This is a genomic window from Nocardioides sp. IC4_145 (genome assembly GCF_011250565.1).
Lineage (GTDB): Bacteria > Actinomycetota > Actinomycetes > Propionibacteriales > Nocardioidaceae > Nocardioides.
On sequence record NZ_JAANMS010000001.1, the window covers coordinates 1 to 20,287 of the forward strand.

Genomic DNA, 20,287 nt, shown 5'->3' on the forward strand with positions numbered 1-20,287 from the left:
ACCACCCCGGCCCCCACTACGCCGGCACCCACTACGCCGGCCCCGACCACGCCGCCGGCCACCGCCCCCGGCGTGCAGGCGTTCCCGCCGGCGTCGCCGATCCGCACGAAGCTCATCGGCATGAGCGCCCCCGCCAGCCTGTGGAGCCAGCGCATCTCCGAGGTCGGCAAGAACGGCGTGACCGCTCGCCGTGTCTTCGCGAACCTGACCTCCTCCGGTGGCGGCCAGATGAACCTCATCCGCACCGCGATCGCGGACGGGATGATGCCGGTCATCTCCTACAAGGTGCCGAACGTCCAGACGATGATCGACGGCGGGTACGACTCCTGGCTCGCCGAGCTGCGTCGCCAGCTCACGTCCCTGGACGCGGACGTGACCGCCACCTTCTGGCACGAGCCGCACGGTGACATGGACCCCGCCCAGTTCCGCGCCGCCAGCATGAAGTTCTTCGACGCGGTCGACGCGCCGAGCGTCGCGGTGGGTCCGATCCTCAACGGCTGGCTGCTCGACCGCCGCGTGGCCGACTTCGCGTCGTACACCGACGCCCGCCTGCTGGACAAGTGGGAGTTCGTCGCTGTCGACTCCTACCAGTCCGGCGAGCCGAGCGCCCCGGGCAGCTCGATGCCGGCCCGTGCGATCCCGCTCCTGGCGACGTGGATGGACTCCGTGGGCCACCCGGACAAGCCGCTCGGCCTCGGTGAGTACAACGGCTTCTCCGCCGCCGCGATGGCCGAGGCGGGCGAGACCATCCTCTCCACGCCCGAGATGTGGTTCGGGCTGGCGTGGAACTCGCAGGGTGACTCCTACGCGCCGCTGACCGGCGACCGGATCACCGCGTTCCAGCGGACGAAGGCGGACGCGCGCGCCCAGCGCTGATCCGTCCCGGACGACCGACGGCCACCCCGGGATCCGGGGTGGCCGTCGCCGTCGGTGGGGTCGGCACTCCCGGCTCGGCCGCCCGAGCGACCGTCCCGTCCACCCCATAGGCTGGGCGGGTGACCCAGGAACCCCGTCTCGTGCACATCGTCGACGAGGTGCCGGAGCTCGACGACGCCATCGACCTCACGCTGGTGATCGTGCTCGACGGGTTCCTCGACGCGGGGAACGCCGCAGCGCGCGCCGCCCAGCACCTCGTCGACCTCTCCGACGCGCCCGTGCCCGGCGGCAAGGTGGTGGCGACCTTCGACGTCGACTCCTTCCACGACTACCGCGCGCGACGCCCGGCGATCTCCTTCGTCCGCGACCACTACGAGGCGTACGACGCGCCGCGGCTGGTCGTCCGCCTGCTGCGCGACACCGGCGGGACGCCGTACCTGCTCCTCCACGGCCCGGAGCCCGACAACCGCTGGGAGGCGTTCGCGCGCTCGGTGCGCGAGGTCGTCGAGCGGCTCGGCGTGTCCCGCGTGGTCGCGATGGGCTCGGTGCCGATGGCGGTGCCGCACACCCGGCCGATCGCGATCACCCACCACGCCAACGACCACGCCGAGCCGGTCGGGCAGAGCCCGTGGCGCGGCGAGCTGCGGGTCCCGAGCAGCGCCCAGGCGCTGCTCGAGGTGCGGCTGGGGGAGTGGGGCCACGCCGCGCTCGGCTTCGTCGCGCACATCCCGCACTACCTGGCGCAGCTGGACTACCCGAAGGCGTCCGCCGTGCTGCTCGAGCAGCTCGAGCGCGGCGGCCGGCTGACCATCGACCTCTCGGGGCTGCGCGCCGAGGCGGAGGACCGCGAGGTCGAGATCGCCCGCTACCTCGCCGCCAACGAGGAGGTCGCCGAGGTCGTCGCCGCGCTGGAGCGGCAGTACGACGCGTTCGAGCGCTCCGAGGAGTCCGGCAGCAACCTGCTCGCCGAGGACCAGCCGCTGCCCAGCGGCGAGGAGCTCGGCCAGCAGTTCGAGCAGTTCCTCGCCGCGCTCGACGACGACCCGAAGACCGGGACCGAGCCGGGCGCGGAGCCCGGCACCGACGAGGACGGGGAGGGCTGAGTGCCGCGCGACGCCGCCGACCTGGTCGAGCTGCTCGACCTGGAGACGATCGACACCAACCTGTTCCGCGGGCACCAGCAGGTCTCCTCGCTGCCGCGGGTCTTCGGCGGACAGGTCGCCGCGCAGGCGGTGGTGGCCGCCGGCCGCACCGTCGACCCGGCGTACGTCCTGCACTCGCTGCACTCCTACTTCCTGCAGCCCGGTGACACCTCGGCGCCGATCATCTTCGACGTCGAGACGATCAGGGAGGGCCGCTCGTTCGCGACCCGCCGGGTGCTGGCGCGGCAGCACGGACGCCCCATCTACGCGCTGACCGCGGACTTCCAGCGGCCCGAGGAGGGCTGGGAGCACCAGCAGGTCGCGCCCGTCGTGCCGCCGCCCGAGCAGTGCCTCAACCCCAAGGAGCTGCTCGGCCACCCCGAGGACGACCCGGAGTGGGGCGTCATGGAGCTGCGGTACGCCGGCAGCTCGCTCGACGGCGGCCTCGAGCCGGACGAGGCGCGGCCCGGGCGCCAGCGGGTGTGGCTGCGTGCGAAGGGGACGCTGCCCGACGACCCGTTCGTGCACGTCGCGGCGTTCACGTTCTTCTCCGACATGACGCTCATGGGCGCGGCCCTCGCCCCGCACGGCATCCGCAGCGGGAGCCCCGAGGCGATGATCGCGTCGCTGGACCACTCGATCTGGTTCCACCGCCCCTTCCGCGTGGACGACTGGTGGCTCTACGACCAGGACTCGCCGTTCGCCGGCGGCGGCCGCGGGCTGGTGCACTCCCGGGTGCACACCGCGGACGGCACGCTCGTCGCCTCGGTCTCCCAGGAGGCGCTGCTGCGCAAGCCGCGGCCGCCCCGGCAGGAGGCGGGCGCGTGAGCTCACCCGTGGACAAGCCCGTCGAGGAGCTGGTGGCCCTGCTCGACCTCGAGGACATCGACGTCGACCTGTTCCGCGGCGCGCAGCCGCCGTCGGGGCGCGCACGCGTCTACGGCGGGCAGGTCGCGGCGCAGGCGCTGATCGCGGCGATCCGCACGGCCGGCGACGACTTCGCCGTCCACTCGCTGCACTCCTACTTCCTGCTGCCCGGCGACTACTCGGTCCCGATCGTGTACGACGTGGAGCGGATCCGGGACGGCCGGTCCTTCCTGACCCGCCGGGTCGTGGCCCGGCAGCACGGGCGCGCGATCTACTTCCAGACCGTCAACTTCCAGCGGCCCGAGGAGGGCTGGGAGCACCAGGACGCCATGCCCGAGGTCGGCCGCCCCGAGGACGGCGCCGACATGGCCGACCTGATGCGCCGCTCCGGCACCGCGGACGCCGACGCGCTGGCCGCGGAGTGGGGCGCGCTGGACATCCGCCACCTCGGCACGACGCGCCGCGGCCTGGCCCCGCACCCCGAGCACCCGGCCCGCGCACAGCTGTGGATGCGGGTCCGCGACCGGCTCGGCGACGACCCGGTCACCCATCTGGGGTTGTTCACCTACGCCAGCGACGTCAGCCTGCTCGGTGCCGCGCTGGCCGCGCACGACACCAGCCCGGCGCGGACGATGATGGCGTCGCTGGACCACACGATCTGGTTCCACCGTCCGTTCCGCGCCGACGAGTGGTGGCTCTACGACCAGTGGTCGCCCTCGGCGTCGGGTGGGCGCGGCCTGGCGCTCGGCCGGGTCTACACCGAGGACGGCACGCTGGTCGCCACGGTTGCCCAGGAGGGCCTGATCCGCCCGATGCGTTGAGGGGGCCTGGTTCTCGCTGCAGGGGTCCCCGGTCAACCGGTGACCCCCTCGCTCACCACGGGAGATCTTCCGTGGTGAGCGAGGGACTCGCCTGAGAAGTGCTGCTCAGAGGTCGGTCGTGCGGCCCGCCAGGTGCGGGGCGCCGGAGCGCGGGCTGCTCAGCGAGAAGGCGTAGCCGTCGTCGAGCGGCCGCGACCCGAAGGCGACCTTGCCGGGCAGCAGCACCGGCTTCTTGAACGCCACGTCGACGCGCACGGCGTCGGCGAGCCGGTTCTCCAGCGCTGCGGTGCAGCGGGCCAGGGTCCACATGCCGTGCGCGATCTGCCGCGGGAAGCCCAGCGCCTTCGCGGTCAGCGGGTAGAGGTGGATGGGGTTGTGGTCGCCGGAGACCGCCGCGTAGGTCCGGCCGAGGTCACCGGGCAGCGACCAGACCGTGCCGCCCGCGGGCGCGTCGGGGAACGTCGTCCCGGCCGGGGCCGACTCGTCACCCCTGCCGCGGCGCAGGTAGGCCGAGCTCTCCTCCCAGACCGTCTCGCCGTCGGCGGTCACGGTGGTGCGGAAGTCGAACACCCTGCCCTTGGCGTGGAGCCGGGCCGGCCCGACGGACACGCCCACCGCGAGCGACTCGCCGACCCGCACCGGGCGGTGCTGGGTGATGGAGTTCTCCAGGTGCACGGTGCCGATGGCCGGCGCCGGGAACGCCGGGTCGCTCATCAGCGCCATGTGCAGCGGGAACGCAAGCATGTGGGGGTACGGCAGCGGGACGGTGTCCTTGACCGGGAACCCGCACACCGCGGCGTACCGCTCGACGTGCGCGCGCTCGACGGTGACCGGCGGCCGGCTGAACGACAGGCCGGTGAACCCGTCGGCCGGCGCCTTGCGGACCCCCGGCAGCTGGCCGACGACGGGCAGCGACGGCAGGGCCGCCTTGAGCAGGGTGGTCAGGCCGCCGGCGTCCCCGGAGACCTCGCGGGTGGGGATGTCCTGCTGCTTCGACGAGCCGGCCATCAGGCGCCCAGCATCATCTGGCCGCAGACGCGGACGACGTTGCCGTTGACCGCGCTGGAGGCGGGGTTGGCGTACCACGCGATCGTCTCGGCGACGTCGACCGGCAGGCCGCCCTGGGACATCGCGTTGAGCCGCTGGCCCACCTCGCGGGTCGCGAACGGCACGGCCGCGGTCATCTGCGTGATGATGAAGCCGGGCGCGACGGCGTTGATCGTGATGCCGTTGTCGAGCTCGTCGGCGAGCGAGTCCACCAGGCCGATGACGCCGGCCTTGGAGGCGGCGTAGTTGGTCTGGCCGACGTTGCCCGCGATGCCGGCGATCGAGGCGACGCCGATGATCGAGCCGTGGGCGTTGACGACGCCCTGGTCGAGCAGCTCGCGGGTGATCCGCTCCGGGGCGGTGAGGTTGACGCCGATCACCGACTCCCAGCGGTCCTCGGCCATGTTGGCGAGCTTCTTGTCGCGGGTGATGCCGGCGTTGTGCACGACGACGTCGACGCCGCCGTGCTTCTCCTTGAGGTGGTGCGCGATCCGCTGGGGCGCGTCCTTGCCGGTGATGTCGAGGGTCAGCCAGTCGCCGTCGAGCTCCTTCATGAGCTGCTGAAGCGGGTCGGCGGCCTGCGGCACGTCGACGCCGACGACGGTCGCGCCGTCGCGGTGGAGCACGCGGGCGATCGACTCGCCGATGCCGCGGCTGGCGCCGGTCACGAGCGCGACCTTGCCGGCGAGCGGCTGCTGCCAGTCGGCGACCTCGCCGGCGACCGTCGCGCCCCGGGCGCCGATCCGGACGACCTGGCCGGAGACGTAGGCGGACTTGGGGGAGAGGAGGAAGGCGAGCGTGCTGGTGACCGCGGCCTCGGAGCCCTCGGCGACGTACACGAGCTGGACGGTGCCGCCGCGGCCGATCTCCTTGCCGAGGCTGCGGGTGAAGCCCTCGAGGGCGCGCTGGGCGACCCGCTCGGCGCCGCTGACCTGCTCCGGCGGCGTACCGAGCACGACGACCCGGGGGTTGGTCTCCAGGCTGCGCAGCAGCGGGGTGAAGAAGTCACGGAGCGCGACGAGGTCGGCGGAGGTCGTCAGGCCGGTGGCGTCGAAGACCAGGCCCTTGAACCGCTGGCCCTCCTCCGGCGCGTCGGTGACCTCGGTCGAGGCGATGCCGACCACGTCGAGGATGCCGGAGAGGGACTCCGCGAGCCGGCCGCGACCGCCGAGGCCGACGGTGCCGGTGACGAGCGGCGCCCCCGCCTCGTACCGCTCGAGCTTCGCAGGGTTCGGCAGGCCGAGGTTCTTGACCAGGAGCTTGCCGATGGAGGAGGAGGTGAAGTCGCGGTAACGGTCGCTCATGCTGCTCCATGTAACTAGAGGTGTAACTCGGAGTCCACATTTCGTGACGTGGCCCTCATGTCCTTCTGAACGCAGGACTTCGGGGCAAGGATAGGAACATGGAGACCACCACTCGCCGCGTCGCCGTCCTCGGCGGCAACCGCATCCCCTTCGCCCGGTCGAACGGTGCCTACTCGACCGCTTCGAACCAGGACATGCTCACCGCAGCGATCGACGGGCTCGTGGCCCGCTACGGCCTCGAGGGCGAGCGTGTCGGCGAGGTCGTCGCCGGTGCCGTCCTCAAGCACGCCCGCGACTTCAACCTCGCCCGGGAGTCCGTGCTCGGCTCCAAGCTCGCGCCGACGACGCCGGCCACCGACATCCAGGAGGCCTGCGGCACCGGCCTCCAGGCCGCCATCCAGGTCGCGAACAAGATCGCGCTCGGCCAGATCGACTCCGGCATCGCCGGCGGCACCGACACCACCTCCGACGCGCCGGTCGCGATCAGCGACAAGCTGCGCAAGAAGCTGATGAAGGTCAACGCCGCCAAGGACACCAAGGGCCGGCTGACCGCCCTCGGCCAGATCCGCCCCGGCGACATCGGCCTGGAGATCCCGAAGAACGGCGAGCCGCGCACCGGCCTGTCGATGGGCGACCACGCCGCGCTCACCGCGCTGGAGTGGCAGATCACCCGCGAGGACCAGGACGAGCTCGCCGCCGCCTCGCACCAGAACCTCGCCGCGGCGTACGACAAGGGCTGGAACGACGACCTCGTGACGCCGTTCCGCGGCCTCGAGCGCGACAACAACCTGCGTCCCGACTCCACCGTCGAGAAGCTCGCCAAGCTCAAGCCGGTCTTCGGCAAGGGCGAGTCCGCCACGATGACCGCCGCCAACTCCACCCCGCTCACCGACGGCGCCTCCGCGGTGCTGCTCGGCTCCGAGGAGTTCGCGAGCGAGCACGGCCTCGAGCCGCTCGCGTGGTTCGTCGACTCCGAGACCGCGGCCGTCGACTACGTCCACGGCGGCGAGGGCCTGCTGATGGCGCCGGCGTACGCCGTGCCGCGGATGCTGGCGCGCAACGGCCTGACGCTGCAGGACTTCGACTTCTACGAGATCCACGAGGCGTTCGCCTCGCAGGTGCTCTCGACGCTCAAGGCGTGGGAGGACCCGGTGTTCTGCAAGGAGCGCCTCGGCCTCGACGCCCCGCTCGGGTCGATCGACCGCGCGAAGCTGAACGTCAACGGCTCCTCGCTGGCGGCCGGCCACCCGTTCGCCGCCACCGGCGGCCGGATCATCGCCAACCTGGCCAAGCTGCTGGCGGAGAAGGGTTCGGGCCGCGGCCTGATCTCGATCTGCGCCGCCGGCGGCCAGGGCGTCGTCGCGATCCTGGAGCGCTGACCCGCAGCCTTACCCCTTGTACGGCTCCGGACGTCATGCGGGGCGAGCACCCGCCTGCTCGCTCCGCATGACGTCCTTCGCGCGTCAGGGGCGGCTCAGGCCGGGGGATGGGTGGCCAGCGCCAGCGCGGAGGTCACCAGGTAGTGCCGCACCTGGTCGGGGCTGATCTGCCCGACCGTCGGCACGCCGGGCGCGGCCTCGTCGACGAGGATGCCGAGGCGCGCCAGCTGGAGGGCGCCCAGCCCGCTGGCGTACAGCGTGTTGGCCAGCAGCGCCGGCTCGGCCACGTGGAAGTCCCCGGTCGCCACGCCGTGCTCCAGCGCGGTGCTCAGCTGCCGCAGGCACGAGGAGATGCCGCGACCCAGTCGGAAGAGCGCGCTCTCGCTGATCTCGTCGAGCAGCTCGGTGCCGGTGCGGCGCATCAGCGCCTGTGCGCAGTCGACGAACGCCGGGTGCGCCACGCCGTAGTCGACGAACGCCGTCACGATCGCCGCCAGCCGCTCCGGCGCCGCCTCGACACCCTCGGCAGCCGCCTCCAGCTCGCCGCGCAGCTCGTCGAGGTAGGAGACCAGCGTCAGCGCGAAGATCTCCTCCTTGCCGGAGAAGTGCCGGTAGACGATCGCCCGGTTGATCCCGACCGCCGTCGCGATGTCGTCGATCTGGGCGTCCCGCACGCCGCGCTCGTCGAAGAGCCGGCGCGTCGCCGCGATGATCTCCTGCTCCCGCGCCCGGCGCCGGGCCGCGGCGGCGGAGCGGCGCCCGTCGGGGCGCTTGCCGCTCGTCGTCCCCGGCTCCGCCTGGTCGGTCGTCATGCGGCCGATCGTAGCGATGGTGCAACTCCGAGTTGCACGTCTGTGACGGATCCGTGCGACGTCTCGTGCTGCTCAGCGTGCGCCGGAGGGCTCGCTGAGCAGCACGAGGCGGTCGGATCCGGGGGTCGTGTGCCTGTCGTCGCGGTCCAGTGCGTCCGGAGGCACACGACCCGCCTCGGGCCCGGGGGAGCGGTTGCGCCTGGAGCCGGGTGCGCTCAGGTGTCGACGAGCGAGGGGTCGACCTCCTGCCAACGGCCCATCGACTCGTCCCAGAAGACGAGGACGGCTGCGCCGTCCTCGGTGTTGGTGCCGCGGAAGAGGTGGCCCGGCGGGAGCGGGGTGTCCTCGATGTCGGCGTTGGCCTCGTAGCCCGAGACCTGCCAGAACTGCACGTTCCTCACGCGTCCTCCTCCTGTCGGGCCGGTGGCGCCGGGCGGGGGTATCCCGCCCGCCGTGCCGGGGACCGGCGTCCCCATGAGTTCACGTACCCCACGGGACATGGATGCCACGGGTCTGCGCCGCACCCTCGCCGCGGCAGCCCTCCTGCCGCTCGGCTTCGCTGTCGTGGCGTGCGGCGGCGACGGGGACGACGGGGACGGCGCCGACCGGCCCGCGACCGCGCCGAGCTCGTCGGCTCCGGTCGACGGCGGCGACACCACGAGCAGCCCAGCCCCGAGCACCTCCGCGCCGACGAGTGCACCGACGGACCAGGGCGGCGCGGACGACGTCACCGCAGCAGGACTGGCGGCGATCAGGACGGCCGAGCAGCGCGCGGGCGGGACCGCGTACGCGATCGACGACTCCGGCGACGCCGACGGCTGGGAGGTCGAGGTCGCGGTCGGCCGGCGCAGCGTGGAGGTCCAGGTCAGCCGGGACGGCCGCCAGGTTCGTGGCACCGACCAGGAGGACCTCGACGGCGACGACCGCCGCGCGCTCGGCCGCGCACGCACCGACCTGTCCCGCGCCATCACGGTCACGATCGACCAGCACGGCGGGGTCCTCGACGAGGCCGGGCTCGATGACGACGACGACCGCTACCACTGGTCGGTCACCCTCCGGAACGGCGACGAGTACGACGTGGACCTGACGGGCGGCACCGCCCGGCGATCGGACCGCGACGACGACTGAGCGCCTGCCTCACGCCTGGCCGGCCGGGCGTCCCGTGAGGAGGGCGCGGATTGCGTCGATGGTGTCGACCTCGTCGGGCCGCTTGTCGTCGCGGTAGCGGACGACCCGGGCGAAGCGGAGGGCCACGCCGCCGGGGTAGCGGGTGGAGCGCTGGGCGCCGTCGAGGGCGATCTCGACGACCTGCTCGGGGCGGACGTGGACCACGTGCTGCTCGCGGGAGGTCTCGAGCTCGAGGAAGCGCTCGGTCTGCCAGGCGAGCACCTCGTCGGTCATCCCCTTGAACGTCTTGCCGAGCATCACGAAGGAACCCGTGGCGGGGTCAAGCGCGCCGAGGTGGATGTTGGAGAGCTGGCCCTGCCGCCGCCCCGAGCCCCACTCCACGGCCAGCACGACCAGGTCGAGGGTGAGGACCGGCTTGACCTTGACCCAGGCGGCGCCGCGGCGGCCGGCGTCGTACGCCGCGGCGAGGTCCTTGACGACCACGCCCTCGTGACCGGCAGCGAGGACCTGCGCGACGAACGCGTCGGCCTCGGCGATGTCGGCGGTGACCAGCCGGGCGACGCGGTGCGCCTCGGGCACGAGCGACTCGAGCGCGGCGAGCCGGTCGGTGCCGGGGGAGTCGAGGAGGTCGCGGCCGTCGAGGTGCAGCAGGTCGAAGAAGTACGGCGTCACCGCGACGCGACCGTCCGACGCCTGGGCGGTGCGGGACGCGGTCTCCTGGAAGGGTCGCGGTCGCCCCTCGGCGTCCAGCGCGATCGCCTCTCCGTCCAGCACGAACCGCCGCGCCGGCAGCGCCCGCGCCACCTCGACCACCTCGGGCAGTCGCGCGGTGATGTCGTCGAGCGAGCGGGTGGCGACGAGCACGTCGTCGCCGTCGCGGTGGACCTGGATCCGGATGCCGTCGAGCTTGGTGTCGATCGCGACCTCCCCGCCCGGTCCGCCGACCTTGGTCATCGCCTCGGCGGTCGAGGTCGCCGACGAGGCGAGCATGGGCAGCACCGGTCGGCCGACCTGCAGACCGAAGCCGGCGAGCGCCTCCTCACCTCCGGTGAGCGCGGCGACGGCGACGGCCACCGTCGACCCGGCGAGCATCGCGGCGCGGCGCACCGCGGCGAGCGGCACGTCCCCGGCGGCGGCCACGCCCTCCTGCACGAGCGCGTCGAGCGCGCCCTGGCGGACCTCGCCGGTCACCAGCCCGCGCAGCCAGGTCTGCTCGTCGGCGGTGGCGCGGCCGAAGAGGTCCGTGACCGCAGCGGCCCGCGCGGCCTGCGAGCCCGGGCCGGCCAGGGCGGCGATCGCGTCGAACGCCTCGTGCACACCGACCACGGTCAGCGACGGCTCGGCCGCCGGCGGGGGCAGCGAGCCGAGCGAGCGCCACCCGAGCCCGGTGCGGCGCTGGCGCAGCGACCCGGCGACGTACGACACGACGGTCGCGACCTCGTCGGGATCGGGCGCGGCCTCGGGCGCGGACTCGAGGAGGCGCCGGAGCAGCTCGGCGACGGCGGCGACCTTGGCCTTGCGGGACCGGGTCGCGGCGACGGCCCGGGAGGTGGCGACGACGTCGGCGAGGAGCACGGAGCCATCCAAGCGCGGTGTGACCGGGATTTCACCCGGACGGTGGCGGGTCGGCGCGTATCCCTCCCGCCGGGCCGTCGTTTCCCAGGCAACCGAACACCGCACGGCCCCGGCCGAGCACGAACGTCAGGAAGTCCGTGACCCGCTCCCGCACGTCCCTCGCCGCCGTCGTCGGCCTGGCCGCGATCGCCGCCCCCACCCTCTCCGTCACCGGCCCGGCGGACGCCAGCCCGGCGGCAGCAGCGGCAGCGCCTGCGCCCGCCGCCCGCACCAGCGGCACCGTCGCCGGGCTGGTCGGCGACCTCCACACCCTGGCGTACGACGCCCGCCGCGCGGTCCCCGCGCTCGGCCCGTCCTCGGCCCAGCGGACGGCGGCCCGCTCGCTGGGCGCCTCGGTCGCGTGGAACCCGGCCGGCACCCCGCGCTCGGTGTGGAAGGACGGCGGCACGCTCACCGGCCCGCGCTCCGGCGACCCGGTCGACATCGCCCGTGACTGGTTGCGCTCGAGCACCCGGCTGCTCGGCATCGACGCCGCCGACGTCGACCGGCTGGGCGTCGTCCGCGACCACCGGCTGCCCGGGATCGACGCGACGGTGGTCAGCTTCGAGCAGACCTTCGGCGGCCTGGCGGCCGGCTACGGCGGCGTGCTGACCGTCGTGGTGGACAAGGCCGGCCGGGTGGTCAGCTACGCCGGCAACCCGATCCGCCCGAGCCGGCTGACCGGCTCCTTCGAGCTGTCCGCGACCGACGCGATCCGGTCGGCCCTCGACGCGGTCGCGCCCGCGGTCGACCTGGTGCTGAAGGCGCTGGGCCGCAAGCAGGCCGGCTACGACCTCTTCGACGGCGGGCCGCTGCTCGACGTCCTGCGGGTGCGCCGGATCGCCTTCCCGATGGCCGACGGCGCTCGCGCGGCGTACGCGGTCCTGGTCGTGAAGAGCGTCGACGAGGCCTACCTGCAGGTCGTCGACGGCGCGACCGGGGCGACGCTGCTGCGCAAGTCGCTGGTGCAGCACGCCGAGGGCACGATCTACGAGAACTACCCGGGCGCGCCGAAGGGCGGCAAGCCGGTCCGGAAGTCGTTCGGCCGGACGCCGCAGTCGCCGAAGGGCTGGATCGACCCGGTCGGCCTGCTCGGCACCGGCATCACCACGCTCGGCAACAACGCCGACACGGCCAACGCCTGGACCGTCCCGCTCGTCCCGGTGGACCAGGCGGTCCGGCCGATCTCGCCGACCGGGAGCTTCCACTACGACTTCCCCGACGCGTGGCGCAAGACCCAGGGCGCGACCGGCTCGTGGGTGCGGGACGCCAACGCCGCGGCGGTCAACCTCTTCTACCACCACAACCGGATCCACGACGAGCTCTACGAGTTCGGCTTCACCGAGACCGGCGGCAACTTCCAGCTCGACAACTTCGGCAAGGGTGGCCTGGGCGGCGACCTCATCGTCGGCGGCGCGCAGTCGGGGGCCACCGGCCTGACCGACCCGATCCTCGGGCTGGGCCGCAACAACGCCAACATGCTCACGCTGCCCGACGGCATCCCCGGCATCACCAACATGTACCTCTGGGAGCCGGTCGACGACGCCTTCGAGGGCCCGCACCGCGACGGCGACTTCGACGCCTCGATCATCCAGCACGAGTACGCCCACGGCCTGACCAACCGGTACGTCGGCGGCGGCGGCCTCGGCGCGCTCGGCGTCGTGCAGGGCGGCTCGATGGGCGAGGGCTGGAGCGACTGGTTCGCGATGAACCACCTCTTCCGCGAGGGCCTGTCGCGCACCGCCGTCACCGCGGCGTACGTCGGGGACGAGCACCGCGGCATCCGCAACTGGAACTACGACGAGCACCCGACGACCTTCGGCGACATCGGCTACGACACCTCCGGCCCCGAGGTCCACTCCGACGGCGAGATCTGGACCGCGACGCTGTGGGACCTGCGCAAGGCGATCCTGCGGACCGTCGGCGGCGACCACCGCCGGGCCGGCGACATCACCGAGCACATCGTCATGGACGCCATGCCGATCTCCGCGCCGGAGCCGTCGTTCCTCGACATGCGCGACGCGATCCTCAAGGCCGGCCAGCTGCGCTACGGCAAGCGGTACGACGACCTCATCTGGGCCGTCTTCGCCAAGCGCGGGATGGGCGCCTCCGCGAGGACCAAGGGTGAGGCGGACACCGACCCGAAGCCCGGCTTCGACGTGAAGAGGTCCTCGCAGAACGGCCGGCTGCGGCTGGAGGTCGTCAACGCCTCCGCCGGCGGCCCGGTGAAGGGCGTGCGCGTGCTGCTCGGCCTCTTCGAGGCGCGCACGACGCCGGTCGACACCACCGACAAGGCGGGCCGGGCGAGCGCGACGATGACGCCGGGGCGCTACACCCTGACCCTGCAGGCACCCGGCTTCGGCATCCAGCGGTTCCCGGTCACCATCCAGCGCGGCCGGACCCTGGACAAGACGATCCGGCTGCGGCCGAACCTCGTCTCGGGGCTCTCCGGAGCGAAGGTCGTGAAGGTCGGCAGCCAGAACCCCGCGCTGCCCGCGACGGCGATGTTCGACGACACCGAGGCCAGCGCCTGGCAGACCGGCGCGCAGGACGTCGCCTACAACCGGGGCGCAAAGGCGTCGGTCGTCGTCCGGATGAAGAAGAAGGCGACGGTCGAGACGGTCGCCGTCAGCGTCATGAAGCCGCCGACCCTGCCCCGGTTCGCCGCGGCCGACAAGGTCCGCGTGCAGACCTCGACCGACGGCAAGCGGTGGCGCACGGTCACCACGGCGCGGTACTCCTTCCGGCAGCCGCGCCCGACGGTCGGCGACCAGATGCTCAAGACCTACCGGCTCGAGCGGCCGGTGCGGGCGCGGTTCGTCCGGGTCACGCCGCTGTCGACCTTCGGCGACACCGCCGAGACCTCCTCGACCGCGATCGTCGGCGAGGTCCAGGTCTTCGGCCGGGCGCCCGGCATCCGACCCACCGAGCCCAAGCCGGACAAGCCGGTCCGCAGCCGCGGCTCGGTCGGCGTCGGCAACCCGCTGCAGGGCTCGCTGCTCGGGCTCGACCCGTACCGGCCCGGCGTCACCGAGCTGACCTGGGCGGCGTCCTGCCCGGCGCTCCCGCCGGCCAACGGCTCCGACGCGTGGTTCACCAAGCTGCCGAAGGGCTCCGCCGACGGCGAGCACACCATCACCTACTCCGGCTCGGTGCCGATCGGGGAGTGGCAGCTGTGGTGGTACGGCCCCGACTGCGCGCCGATCACCGGCGGCTTCCAGTACTTCGACGAGGCGGTCACGATCCCGCCGGGCGCGGCGTACGCCGGGTTCCTGCTGATCTACGGCGCCGGCGCGTCGTTCGACGTGGTCGTGCGCGAGCCGCGCTAGCCGCTACATCCCGGTGAAGTCGGCCTCGCGGCCCTCGGCGAACGCGCTGAGGGCCTCGAGGTTGGCCGGGCCGCCCATCAGCTCGGCGAAGGCGGCGTTCTCCCGCTCCCGCGCCGCGTCGATCCCGGCGCGCAGCGGGGCCGTCATCGCCTGCTTGACCGCCACCAGCGACGCGATCGGACGGGCGGCGAGCACCTCGGCGTGACGCCGCGCCTCGGGCAGCAGGTCCTCGGGCTCGCAGACCCGCCACACCAGCCCCATCTCCTTGGCCTCGGCAGCCGAGACCCACTCGGCCGAGAGCAGCACCCAGGCGGCGTCCTGGCGGCCGACCAGGCGGGGGAGGAGGTACGACGACGCGGCCTCCGGTGCGACGCCGAGCGAGGTGAACGGGCACTTCAGCCGCGCGGTGGAGCTCATGAACGCCAGGTCGGCGAAGCCGAGGATCGTCGCGCCGATGCCGAGCCCGACCCCGTTGACGGCCACGACGAGCGGCTTGGGGAAGTCCACGAGCGCGTCGACCAGCCCGGGGAAGCCGTGGCGGCCGCGCTCGAAGGTCGGGTCGGTGGCGATCCGGTGCATCTCGAGCAGGTCGGTCCCGGCGCTGAACCCGCGGCCGCTGCCGGTGAGGAGCACGACGGCTACGCCGGGGTCCTCGGCGGCTTCGAGCAGGGCGTCGGCGAGCGCGTCGTACAACGCCTCGTTGAACGCGTTGAGCGCCTCCGGCCGGTCGAGGGTCAGGGTGCGCACGCGGCGCTCGTCGGAGACCTGCAGCATGCGCGCACCCTAGCGATGGGCTGGAACACGTTCTCGTTGACCGCGGTGTCGGCGGCGCGGGTTAGCGTCGTGCCGTGACGTCGTCGACCCGGGTGTGGCGTCCCGACTGGCCGTGCGGCCTCGGGACGATGCGAGCGCACAAGCGCGGCGGCGGGGACCCGACGTACCGCATCGACGACGCCGGCCGGCACTGGCGCGGCATCCGCACGCCCGAGGGCCCGGCGACGCTCGTGCTGCACGTCGCGCCCCGCGATGGGGCGGTCCACGCCGAGGCGTGGGGACCGGGCGCTGCCTGGGTGCTCGAGGGCGTGCCCGACCTGCTCGGCGCCGGCGACGACTGGAGCGGGTTCGACCCCCTCGAGCACCCGGTGCTCGTCGACGCCCGGCGCCGCCACCCGCACGTGCGGGCCGGCCGCACCGGCCTGGTGATGGAGGCGCTGGTCCCCGCGATCCTCGAGCAGAAGGTGACCGGCCAGGAGGCGTTCGCCGGCTACCGGATGCTGGTGCGCCGCTACGGCGAGCGCGCGCCCGGCCCCGGACCGGCGATGGACCTGTGGGTCCAGCCGACGGCCGAGGACCTGCGCCGGGTGCCGTCGTGGGAGTGGCTGCGGATGCACGTCGACCACGCCCGCTCGCGCGCGGTCGTCACCGTCGCCCGGGTCGCCGACGCGATGGAGCGCCTCGCCGACCTGCCCGGCGACGAGGTCGAGCGACGGCTCTGCACGATCCCTGGCATCGGCCGGTGGACCGCCGCGGAGGTGCGCCAGCGGGCCCTCGGCGACCCGGACGCGGTGTCGTTCGGCGACTACCACGTCGCCAAGGACGTCGGCTGGGCGCTGACCGGCACGCCGTTCGACGACGCCGAGATGGAGGCCTACCTCGAGCCGTGGCGGCCGCACCGCGGACGGGTCGTCCGCCTGCTGTACGCCGCCGGGCACCGCCGGCCCCGCCACGGCGCGCGGATGGCGCCGCGCACGCACCTGCCGGCGCGCGTCACACGTACCTGATCGGGCCTCCGACCGTTGGGTCGGGCATGACCCGCCGGACACCCGCCCTCCTGCTGGCCCTCCTGCTGACGCTCGCGACGCTCGCCGGCCTGCCCGCGACGTCCCCGGCCGCCGCCCAGCCCCAGCTCCAGTCCCAGCTTCAGTCCCAGATCCAGGCCCGGGCCGAGCGGGTGACCGGCCCCTTCCGCGACGGACGGGGGATCACGGTGGTCTCGGCCGAGCAGGTCGGTGGCCGGCAGTGGCGACTGGTCGTGCGGACCGCGGCGCTGGCCCGGCCGGTCCGGGTCGCCGTGCTGCTCCCGCGCGGGTACGCCGCCTCCGACCGCCGCTACCCGGTGCTGCACCTGCTGCACGGCACGAGCGGCGGCGCGACCGACTGGATCGAGCAGGGCGGCGTGGTGGCCGCGACCCGGACGCTGCCGCTGGTGGTCGTGATGCCCGACGGCGGGTACGACGGCAACGGCGGCTCCTGGTGGACCGACTGGGTCGACCAGGACACGCCGCTGGGGACCGCCCGGTGGGAGACGTTCCACGTCGAGCAGCTCGTGCCGTGGATCGACGACAACCTGCGCACCGTCCGCGCGCGGCACGGCCGGGCGATCGCCGGGCTCTCTCAGGGCGGGTTCGGTGCGTTCAGCTACGCGGCGCGGCACCCCGACCGGTTCGTGTCCGCGGCGTCGTTCTCCGGCGCGCCGGACATCGCCCGCAACCCGCTGGCGCGCACCGCCGGTGCCGCCGTGGTGGGCGCGATCATGGGCGGCCTCAACGGGGTCCAGCCGTTTGCGGCCTTCGGCGACCCGGTGACGAACGCGGTCGTCTGGCAGGGCCACAACCCCGCCGACCTGGTCACCAACCTGCGCCACACCGACCTGCACCTGTGGACGGCCAACGGGCTGCCCGGCGAGCACGAGGAGCAGGTGCCGGACCCGGGCGCAGTCGCGATCGAGACGATCACCCACCTCTCGACGCTGTTCTTCGCCCAGGCCGCCGACGCCGCCGGCGTGCGCTACCGGCTGACGAACCAGGGCCCCGGCACGCACACCTGGCCGTACTGGTCGCGCTACCTGCGCGCCTACCTGCCGCGGATGCTGCGCGCCATGGCCGAGCGGCGATCGCGGCCCGCGACGGTGCAGCACCGCGCGATCGAGCGCACCTGGAGCCAGTGGGGCTGGCGGGTCGCCACGCGGCGTACCGCCGAGCACGCCTTCACCGCCCTGCGCGGCGCCGACCGCGGCGGCTTCACCCTCGTCGGCGGGGCGGCCGTCGTCCGCACGCCGCGGGTGCACCGCCCGCGCGCGGCGTACGCCGTCCGCTACCGCGGCGGGTCCGGCCCGGCGCGCGTGCGTGCGGACGCGCAGGGGCGGGTGGAGGTGCACGTCCGTCCCGACCGCAGCCGCACCGCTCGTAACTCCGAGGTACATGTGGCGTTACAGCCGATGTGACTGCCATCACGACCGCGCCGGGCCGGACGGGTGCCCGTCCGCGGGCCGGGCTCGCCTCGCGGGTCCGGGCCGGGGTGCGGACCACCGGGGCGATGACGCTCCTCGCCGCCTCGGCCACCAAGGGCGCGGTCACCGACATCGTCACCCGGCGCTTCTCCTGGGAGGAGTGCCTGCTGCAGGCGTGGTTCATGGTCCGGGTCTCGCTGCTGCCGACGATCCTGGTCGCGATCCCGTTCGGCGTGATCGTGTCCGTGCAGGTCGGTGGCGTGGCCCAGCAGATCGGCGCCGCGTCGTTCAGCGGCGCGGTCAACGGCATCGGCGTGCTGCGCCAGGGCGCACCGCTGGTGACCAGCCTGATGATCGCCGGCGCGGTGGGATCGGCGATGTGCTCGGACCTCGGCGCGCGCACCATCCGCGAGGAGGTCGACGCGCTGCGGGTGATGGGCATCGACCCGGTACGCCGCCTGGTCGCCCCGCGGCTGGTCGCCGCGGTCGGGGTCGCGCTGCTGCTCAACGTGGTGGTGGCCGTGACCGCGATCGGCACCGGCTACGCGCTCAACGTGGGCGGCGGCGACGTCAGCTCCGGCACCTACCTCGGCTCGTTCGTGTCCTTCGCGGCCCCGAGCGACCTGGTGCTGGCCGAGCTGAAGGCAGCCGTCTTCGGGTTCATTGCGACCGTCGTGGCCGCGCACAAGGGGCTCGGCGCGACCGGCGGTCCGCGGGGCGTGGCCGAGGCGGTCAACCAGGCCGTGGTGCTGAGCTTCATCCTGCTCGCGCTCGTCAACGTCGCCCTCACGCAGGCCTACGTCCTGCTCGTCCCGCAGCGGATCGCCTGACGTGGCCGGCTCCTCGCGCCGGTCCCGTCCCGGCACCGCCCTCCTGGCCACCGCCGGCGACGCCGCGACGTTCTCGCTGCGCGCGCTGGCCGCGACCGGCTCGACGCTGCGCCTCTACCGCACCGAGGTGCTGCGCCAGCTGGCCGACATCAGCTGGGGCTCCGGCGCGATCGTCGTCGGCGGCGGCACCATCGGCGTGATGGTCCTGCTGGCCTTCTCCGCCGGCACCTCGCTGGGCATCGAGGGCTTCGCGGGCCTGGAGCTGGTCGGGCTCGCGCCGCTGACCGGCTTCGTCTCGGCGTCGGTCAACACCCGTGAGCTCGCCCCGCTGGTCGCGGCCCTGGCGCTGGCCGCGCAGGTCGGCTGCCGGTTCACCGCCCAGATCGGCTCGATGCGCATCCACGAGGAGATCGACGCGCTCGAGGTGATGGCGGTCCACCCGATGCGCTACCTCGTCTCGACCCGCGTGATCGCTGCGATGACGGCGATCCTGCCGCTCTACCTGATCGGCCTGATCGGCTCGTGGATCGCCTCCGAGGTGGCGGTCACCGTCCTCTTCGGGCAGTCACCGGGCACCTACCAGCACTACTTCGACACCTTCATCTCCGCGCGTGACGTCGGCTTCTCGATCGTCAAGATCCTGGTCTTCGCGCTGCTCGTCTCGCTCATCCACTGCTGGTACGGCTTCCGCGCCGCCGGCGGCCCCCAGGGCGTCGGCGAGGCGACCGGCCGGGCGATCCGCGCGTCGATCGTGGTCGTCGTGCTGGTCGACATGCTGCTGACCCTCGTCTTCTGGGGCAACGACCCCGGCTTTCGGATCTCGGGCTGACGGAGGTGGCCATGGGACTCCTCGACGCGCTCCGCGGTCGCGAGCGCGACCCCTCCCACACCACCCTCGTCGTCCGCGGCGCGGTCGCGCTCGTCGTGGTGGCGCTCGCGGTCTCGGGGCTGGTCCTGGTGGGAAACGGCTCGTTCGCCGACCGCGTCGCCGCCACGATCGTCCTCGACGACGCGGGCGGCTCGTTGGTGCCCGGCGCGGACGTCAAGCACCGCGGCGTCGTGGTCGGCCGCGTCACTGCGCTCACCGGCCTCGCCGGCGGTGGCGACGACGAGCGGGTGGAGGTCGCCGTCGACCTCGACCCCGCCCTCGCCGGGGACGTCCCCGAGGAGGTCACCGCCCGCGTGCTGCCGGCCAGCGTCTTCGGCACCTCCTTCGTCGACCTGGTCGCGCCGCCGGGCGGCCCGCGCGGGCTCGCGGCCGGCGCCCGGATCTCCCAGGACCGCCGCGGCCAGACGCTGGAGATCCAGGCCGTCCTCGACGGCCTCGACCGGGTCGTCGGCGACCTCGGACCGGCCCGGCTCGCGACCGCGCTCGACGGCCTGGCCACCGCGCTGGACGGCAACGGCGAGCGGCTCGGGCGCACCATCGAGACGCTGCACCGCTACCTGCAGCGGCTCAACCCGAGCATGCCGCGGGTGCGTCGCAACCTGACCCTGCTGGCGACCAACCTCGAGTCGTTCGCGGCGTACGCCCCCGACCTGCTCGACGCCACCGACGACGCCCTCGTCGCGGCCCGCACCGTGGTGGAGCAGGAGGGCCGCTTCGGCGCCTTGGTGCGCAGCGGCGGCCGGTCCTTCGCACGGACCGCGGGCCTGCTGGAGGCCAACGAGCGCGGGCTGGTGGACATGATCGTGCGGACCGCGGTGGTCATCGACGCCTTGTACGACGGGCGCCGCGACCTGGTGGACGGCCTGGTGTCCACCCTCGACTTCGCCGACGTCTTCGGGGAGGCGCTTTCCCACGGGCGCTACCTGCAGATCGAGGGGGACCTGCAGCTGTTCGAGGAGCCGGCGTACGGACGCGGCGCCTGCCCGTCGTACGGCGCCCACCGCGGACGGGGGTGCTGAC

General features: G+C 73.7%; 18 protein-coding genes. 12 read left to right on the top strand and 6 right to left on the bottom strand.

The genetic code is table 11. The features are described 5' to 3' along the window. From G6553_RS00005 to G6553_RS00020, 4 genes are all read left to right on the top strand, one after another. Nucleotides 1-876 (top strand): hypothetical protein (locus G6553_RS00005; protein WP_207619165.1); only part of this gene is annotated, 876 nt, incomplete at its 5' end. Nucleotides 877-995: 119 nt separating this feature from the next. Next, complete coding sequence (locus G6553_RS00010) at nucleotides 996-1,979, top strand: PAC2 family protein (RefSeq protein WP_166187957.1); 984 nt, start codon at nucleotides 996-998, stop codon at nucleotides 1,977-1,979. Then, entirely contained in the window at nucleotides 1,980-2,846 is an 867-nt protein-coding gene (locus tag G6553_RS00015; RefSeq protein ID WP_166187959.1) for an acyl-CoA thioesterase II, read from the top strand. It abuts the gene before it with no gap. Then, the gene (locus tag G6553_RS00020; protein WP_347565405.1) at nucleotides 2,843-3,706 is read left to right on the top strand and encodes an acyl-CoA thioesterase II; all 864 of its coding nucleotides are present in this window, start codon (nucleotides 2,843-2,845) and stop codon (nucleotides 3,704-3,706) included. The genes G6553_RS00015 and G6553_RS00020 overlap by 4 nt, the downstream gene beginning before the upstream one ends. A 105-nt stretch (nucleotides 3,707-3,811) precedes the next feature. Here the strand turns inward: G6553_RS00020 and G6553_RS00025 are convergent, their stop codons facing one another. After that, nucleotides 3,812-4,714, bottom strand: a complete 903-nt coding sequence (locus G6553_RS00025; RefSeq protein WP_166187962.1) for a MaoC/PaaZ C-terminal domain-containing protein — start codon at nucleotides 4,712-4,714, stop codon at nucleotides 3,812-3,814. Then, the gene (locus tag G6553_RS00030; RefSeq protein WP_166187965.1) at nucleotides 4,714-6,057 is read right to left on the bottom strand and encodes a 3-oxoacyl-ACP reductase; all 1,344 of its coding nucleotides are present in this window, start codon (nucleotides 6,055-6,057) and stop codon (nucleotides 4,714-4,716) included. The genes G6553_RS00025 and G6553_RS00030 overlap by 1 nt, the downstream gene beginning before the upstream one ends. A gap of 98 nt (nucleotides 6,058-6,155) precedes the next feature. On the opposite strand from G6553_RS00030, the gene G6553_RS00035 reads away from it, so the two are divergent. Beyond that, nucleotides 6,156-7,436, top strand: a complete 1,281-nt coding sequence (locus tag G6553_RS00035; RefSeq protein ID WP_166187967.1) for an acetyl-CoA C-acetyltransferase — start codon at nucleotides 6,156-6,158, stop codon at nucleotides 7,434-7,436. A 95-nt stretch (nucleotides 7,437-7,531) separates the two neighbouring features. Here G6553_RS00035 and G6553_RS00040 read toward each other — a convergent pair whose 3' ends face one another. Both G6553_RS00040 and G6553_RS00045 read right to left on the bottom strand, forming a co-directional pair. Then, nucleotides 7,532-8,248 carry a TetR/AcrR family transcriptional regulator gene (locus G6553_RS00040; protein WP_166187970.1) on the bottom strand — a complete coding sequence of 239 codons (717 nt, stop codon included), beginning with the start codon at nucleotides 8,246-8,248 and terminating at the stop codon, nucleotides 7,532-7,534. 215 nt (nucleotides 8,249-8,463) lie between these two features. Continuing rightward, nucleotides 8,464-8,649: a hypothetical protein gene (locus G6553_RS00045; protein WP_166187973.1), complete on the bottom strand. Its 186-nt coding sequence runs from the start codon at nucleotides 8,647-8,649 to the stop codon at nucleotides 8,464-8,466. 97 nt (nucleotides 8,650-8,746) lie between these two features. Between G6553_RS00045 and G6553_RS00050 the strand changes: the two genes are divergently transcribed. Then, on the top strand, nucleotides 8,747-9,376 hold the full coding sequence (locus tag G6553_RS00050) for a PepSY domain-containing protein (RefSeq protein ID WP_166187975.1): 630 nt from the start codon (nucleotides 8,747-8,749) through the stop codon (nucleotides 9,374-9,376). Nucleotides 9,377-9,385: 9 nt separating this feature from the next. Here G6553_RS00050 and G6553_RS00055 read toward each other — a convergent pair whose 3' ends face one another. Continuing rightward, nucleotides 9,386-10,951 (bottom strand): ATP-dependent DNA ligase, encoded by a 1,566-nt coding sequence (locus tag G6553_RS00055; protein WP_166187978.1) that lies wholly within the window; start codon nucleotides 10,949-10,951, stop codon nucleotides 9,386-9,388. A gap of 137 nt (nucleotides 10,952-11,088) precedes the next feature. Here G6553_RS00055 and G6553_RS00060 point away from each other — a divergent pair, with 137 nt between their 5' ends. Beyond that, nucleotides 11,089-14,319 (top strand): M36 family metallopeptidase, encoded by a 3,231-nt coding sequence (locus G6553_RS00060; RefSeq protein WP_166187980.1) that lies wholly within the window; start codon nucleotides 11,089-11,091, stop codon nucleotides 14,317-14,319. A gap of 3 nt (nucleotides 14,320-14,322) precedes the next feature. Here G6553_RS00060 and G6553_RS00065 read toward each other — a convergent pair whose 3' ends face one another. After that, nucleotides 14,323-15,093 carry an enoyl-CoA hydratase-related protein gene (locus tag G6553_RS00065; protein ID WP_166187983.1) on the bottom strand — a complete coding sequence of 257 codons (771 nt, stop codon included), beginning with the start codon at nucleotides 15,091-15,093 and terminating at the stop codon, nucleotides 14,323-14,325. Between the two features lie 74 nt (nucleotides 15,094-15,167). On the opposite strand from G6553_RS00065, the gene G6553_RS00070 reads away from it, so the two are divergent. The 5 genes from G6553_RS00070 (at nucleotide 15,168) to G6553_RS00090 (ending at nucleotide 20,286) form a co-directional block, all read left to right on the top strand. Further along, complete coding sequence (locus tag G6553_RS00070) at nucleotides 15,168-16,100, top strand: DNA-3-methyladenine glycosylase 2 family protein (protein WP_347565406.1); 933 nt, start codon at nucleotides 15,168-15,170, stop codon at nucleotides 16,098-16,100. Between the two features lie 26 nt (nucleotides 16,101-16,126). Next, nucleotides 16,127-17,542: an alpha/beta hydrolase family protein gene (locus tag G6553_RS00075; protein ID WP_166187986.1), complete on the top strand. Its 1,416-nt coding sequence runs from the start codon at nucleotides 16,127-16,129 to the stop codon at nucleotides 17,540-17,542. A gap of 92 nt (nucleotides 17,543-17,634) precedes the next feature. Then, on the top strand, nucleotides 17,635-18,378 hold the full coding sequence (locus tag G6553_RS00080; protein WP_166188419.1) for an ABC transporter permease: 744 nt from the start codon (nucleotides 17,635-17,637) through the stop codon (nucleotides 18,376-18,378). Between the two features lies 1 nt (nucleotide 18,379). Next, entirely contained in the window at nucleotides 18,380-19,207 is an 828-nt protein-coding gene (locus G6553_RS00085; RefSeq protein ID WP_166187989.1) for an ABC transporter permease, read from the top strand. Between the two features lie 11 nt (nucleotides 19,208-19,218). Beyond that, a complete protein-coding gene (locus tag G6553_RS00090; RefSeq protein WP_166187991.1) occupies nucleotides 19,219-20,286 on the top strand; it encodes an MCE family protein in 1,068 nt (355 codons plus the stop codon). Nucleotide 20,287 lies beyond the last annotated feature (1 nt).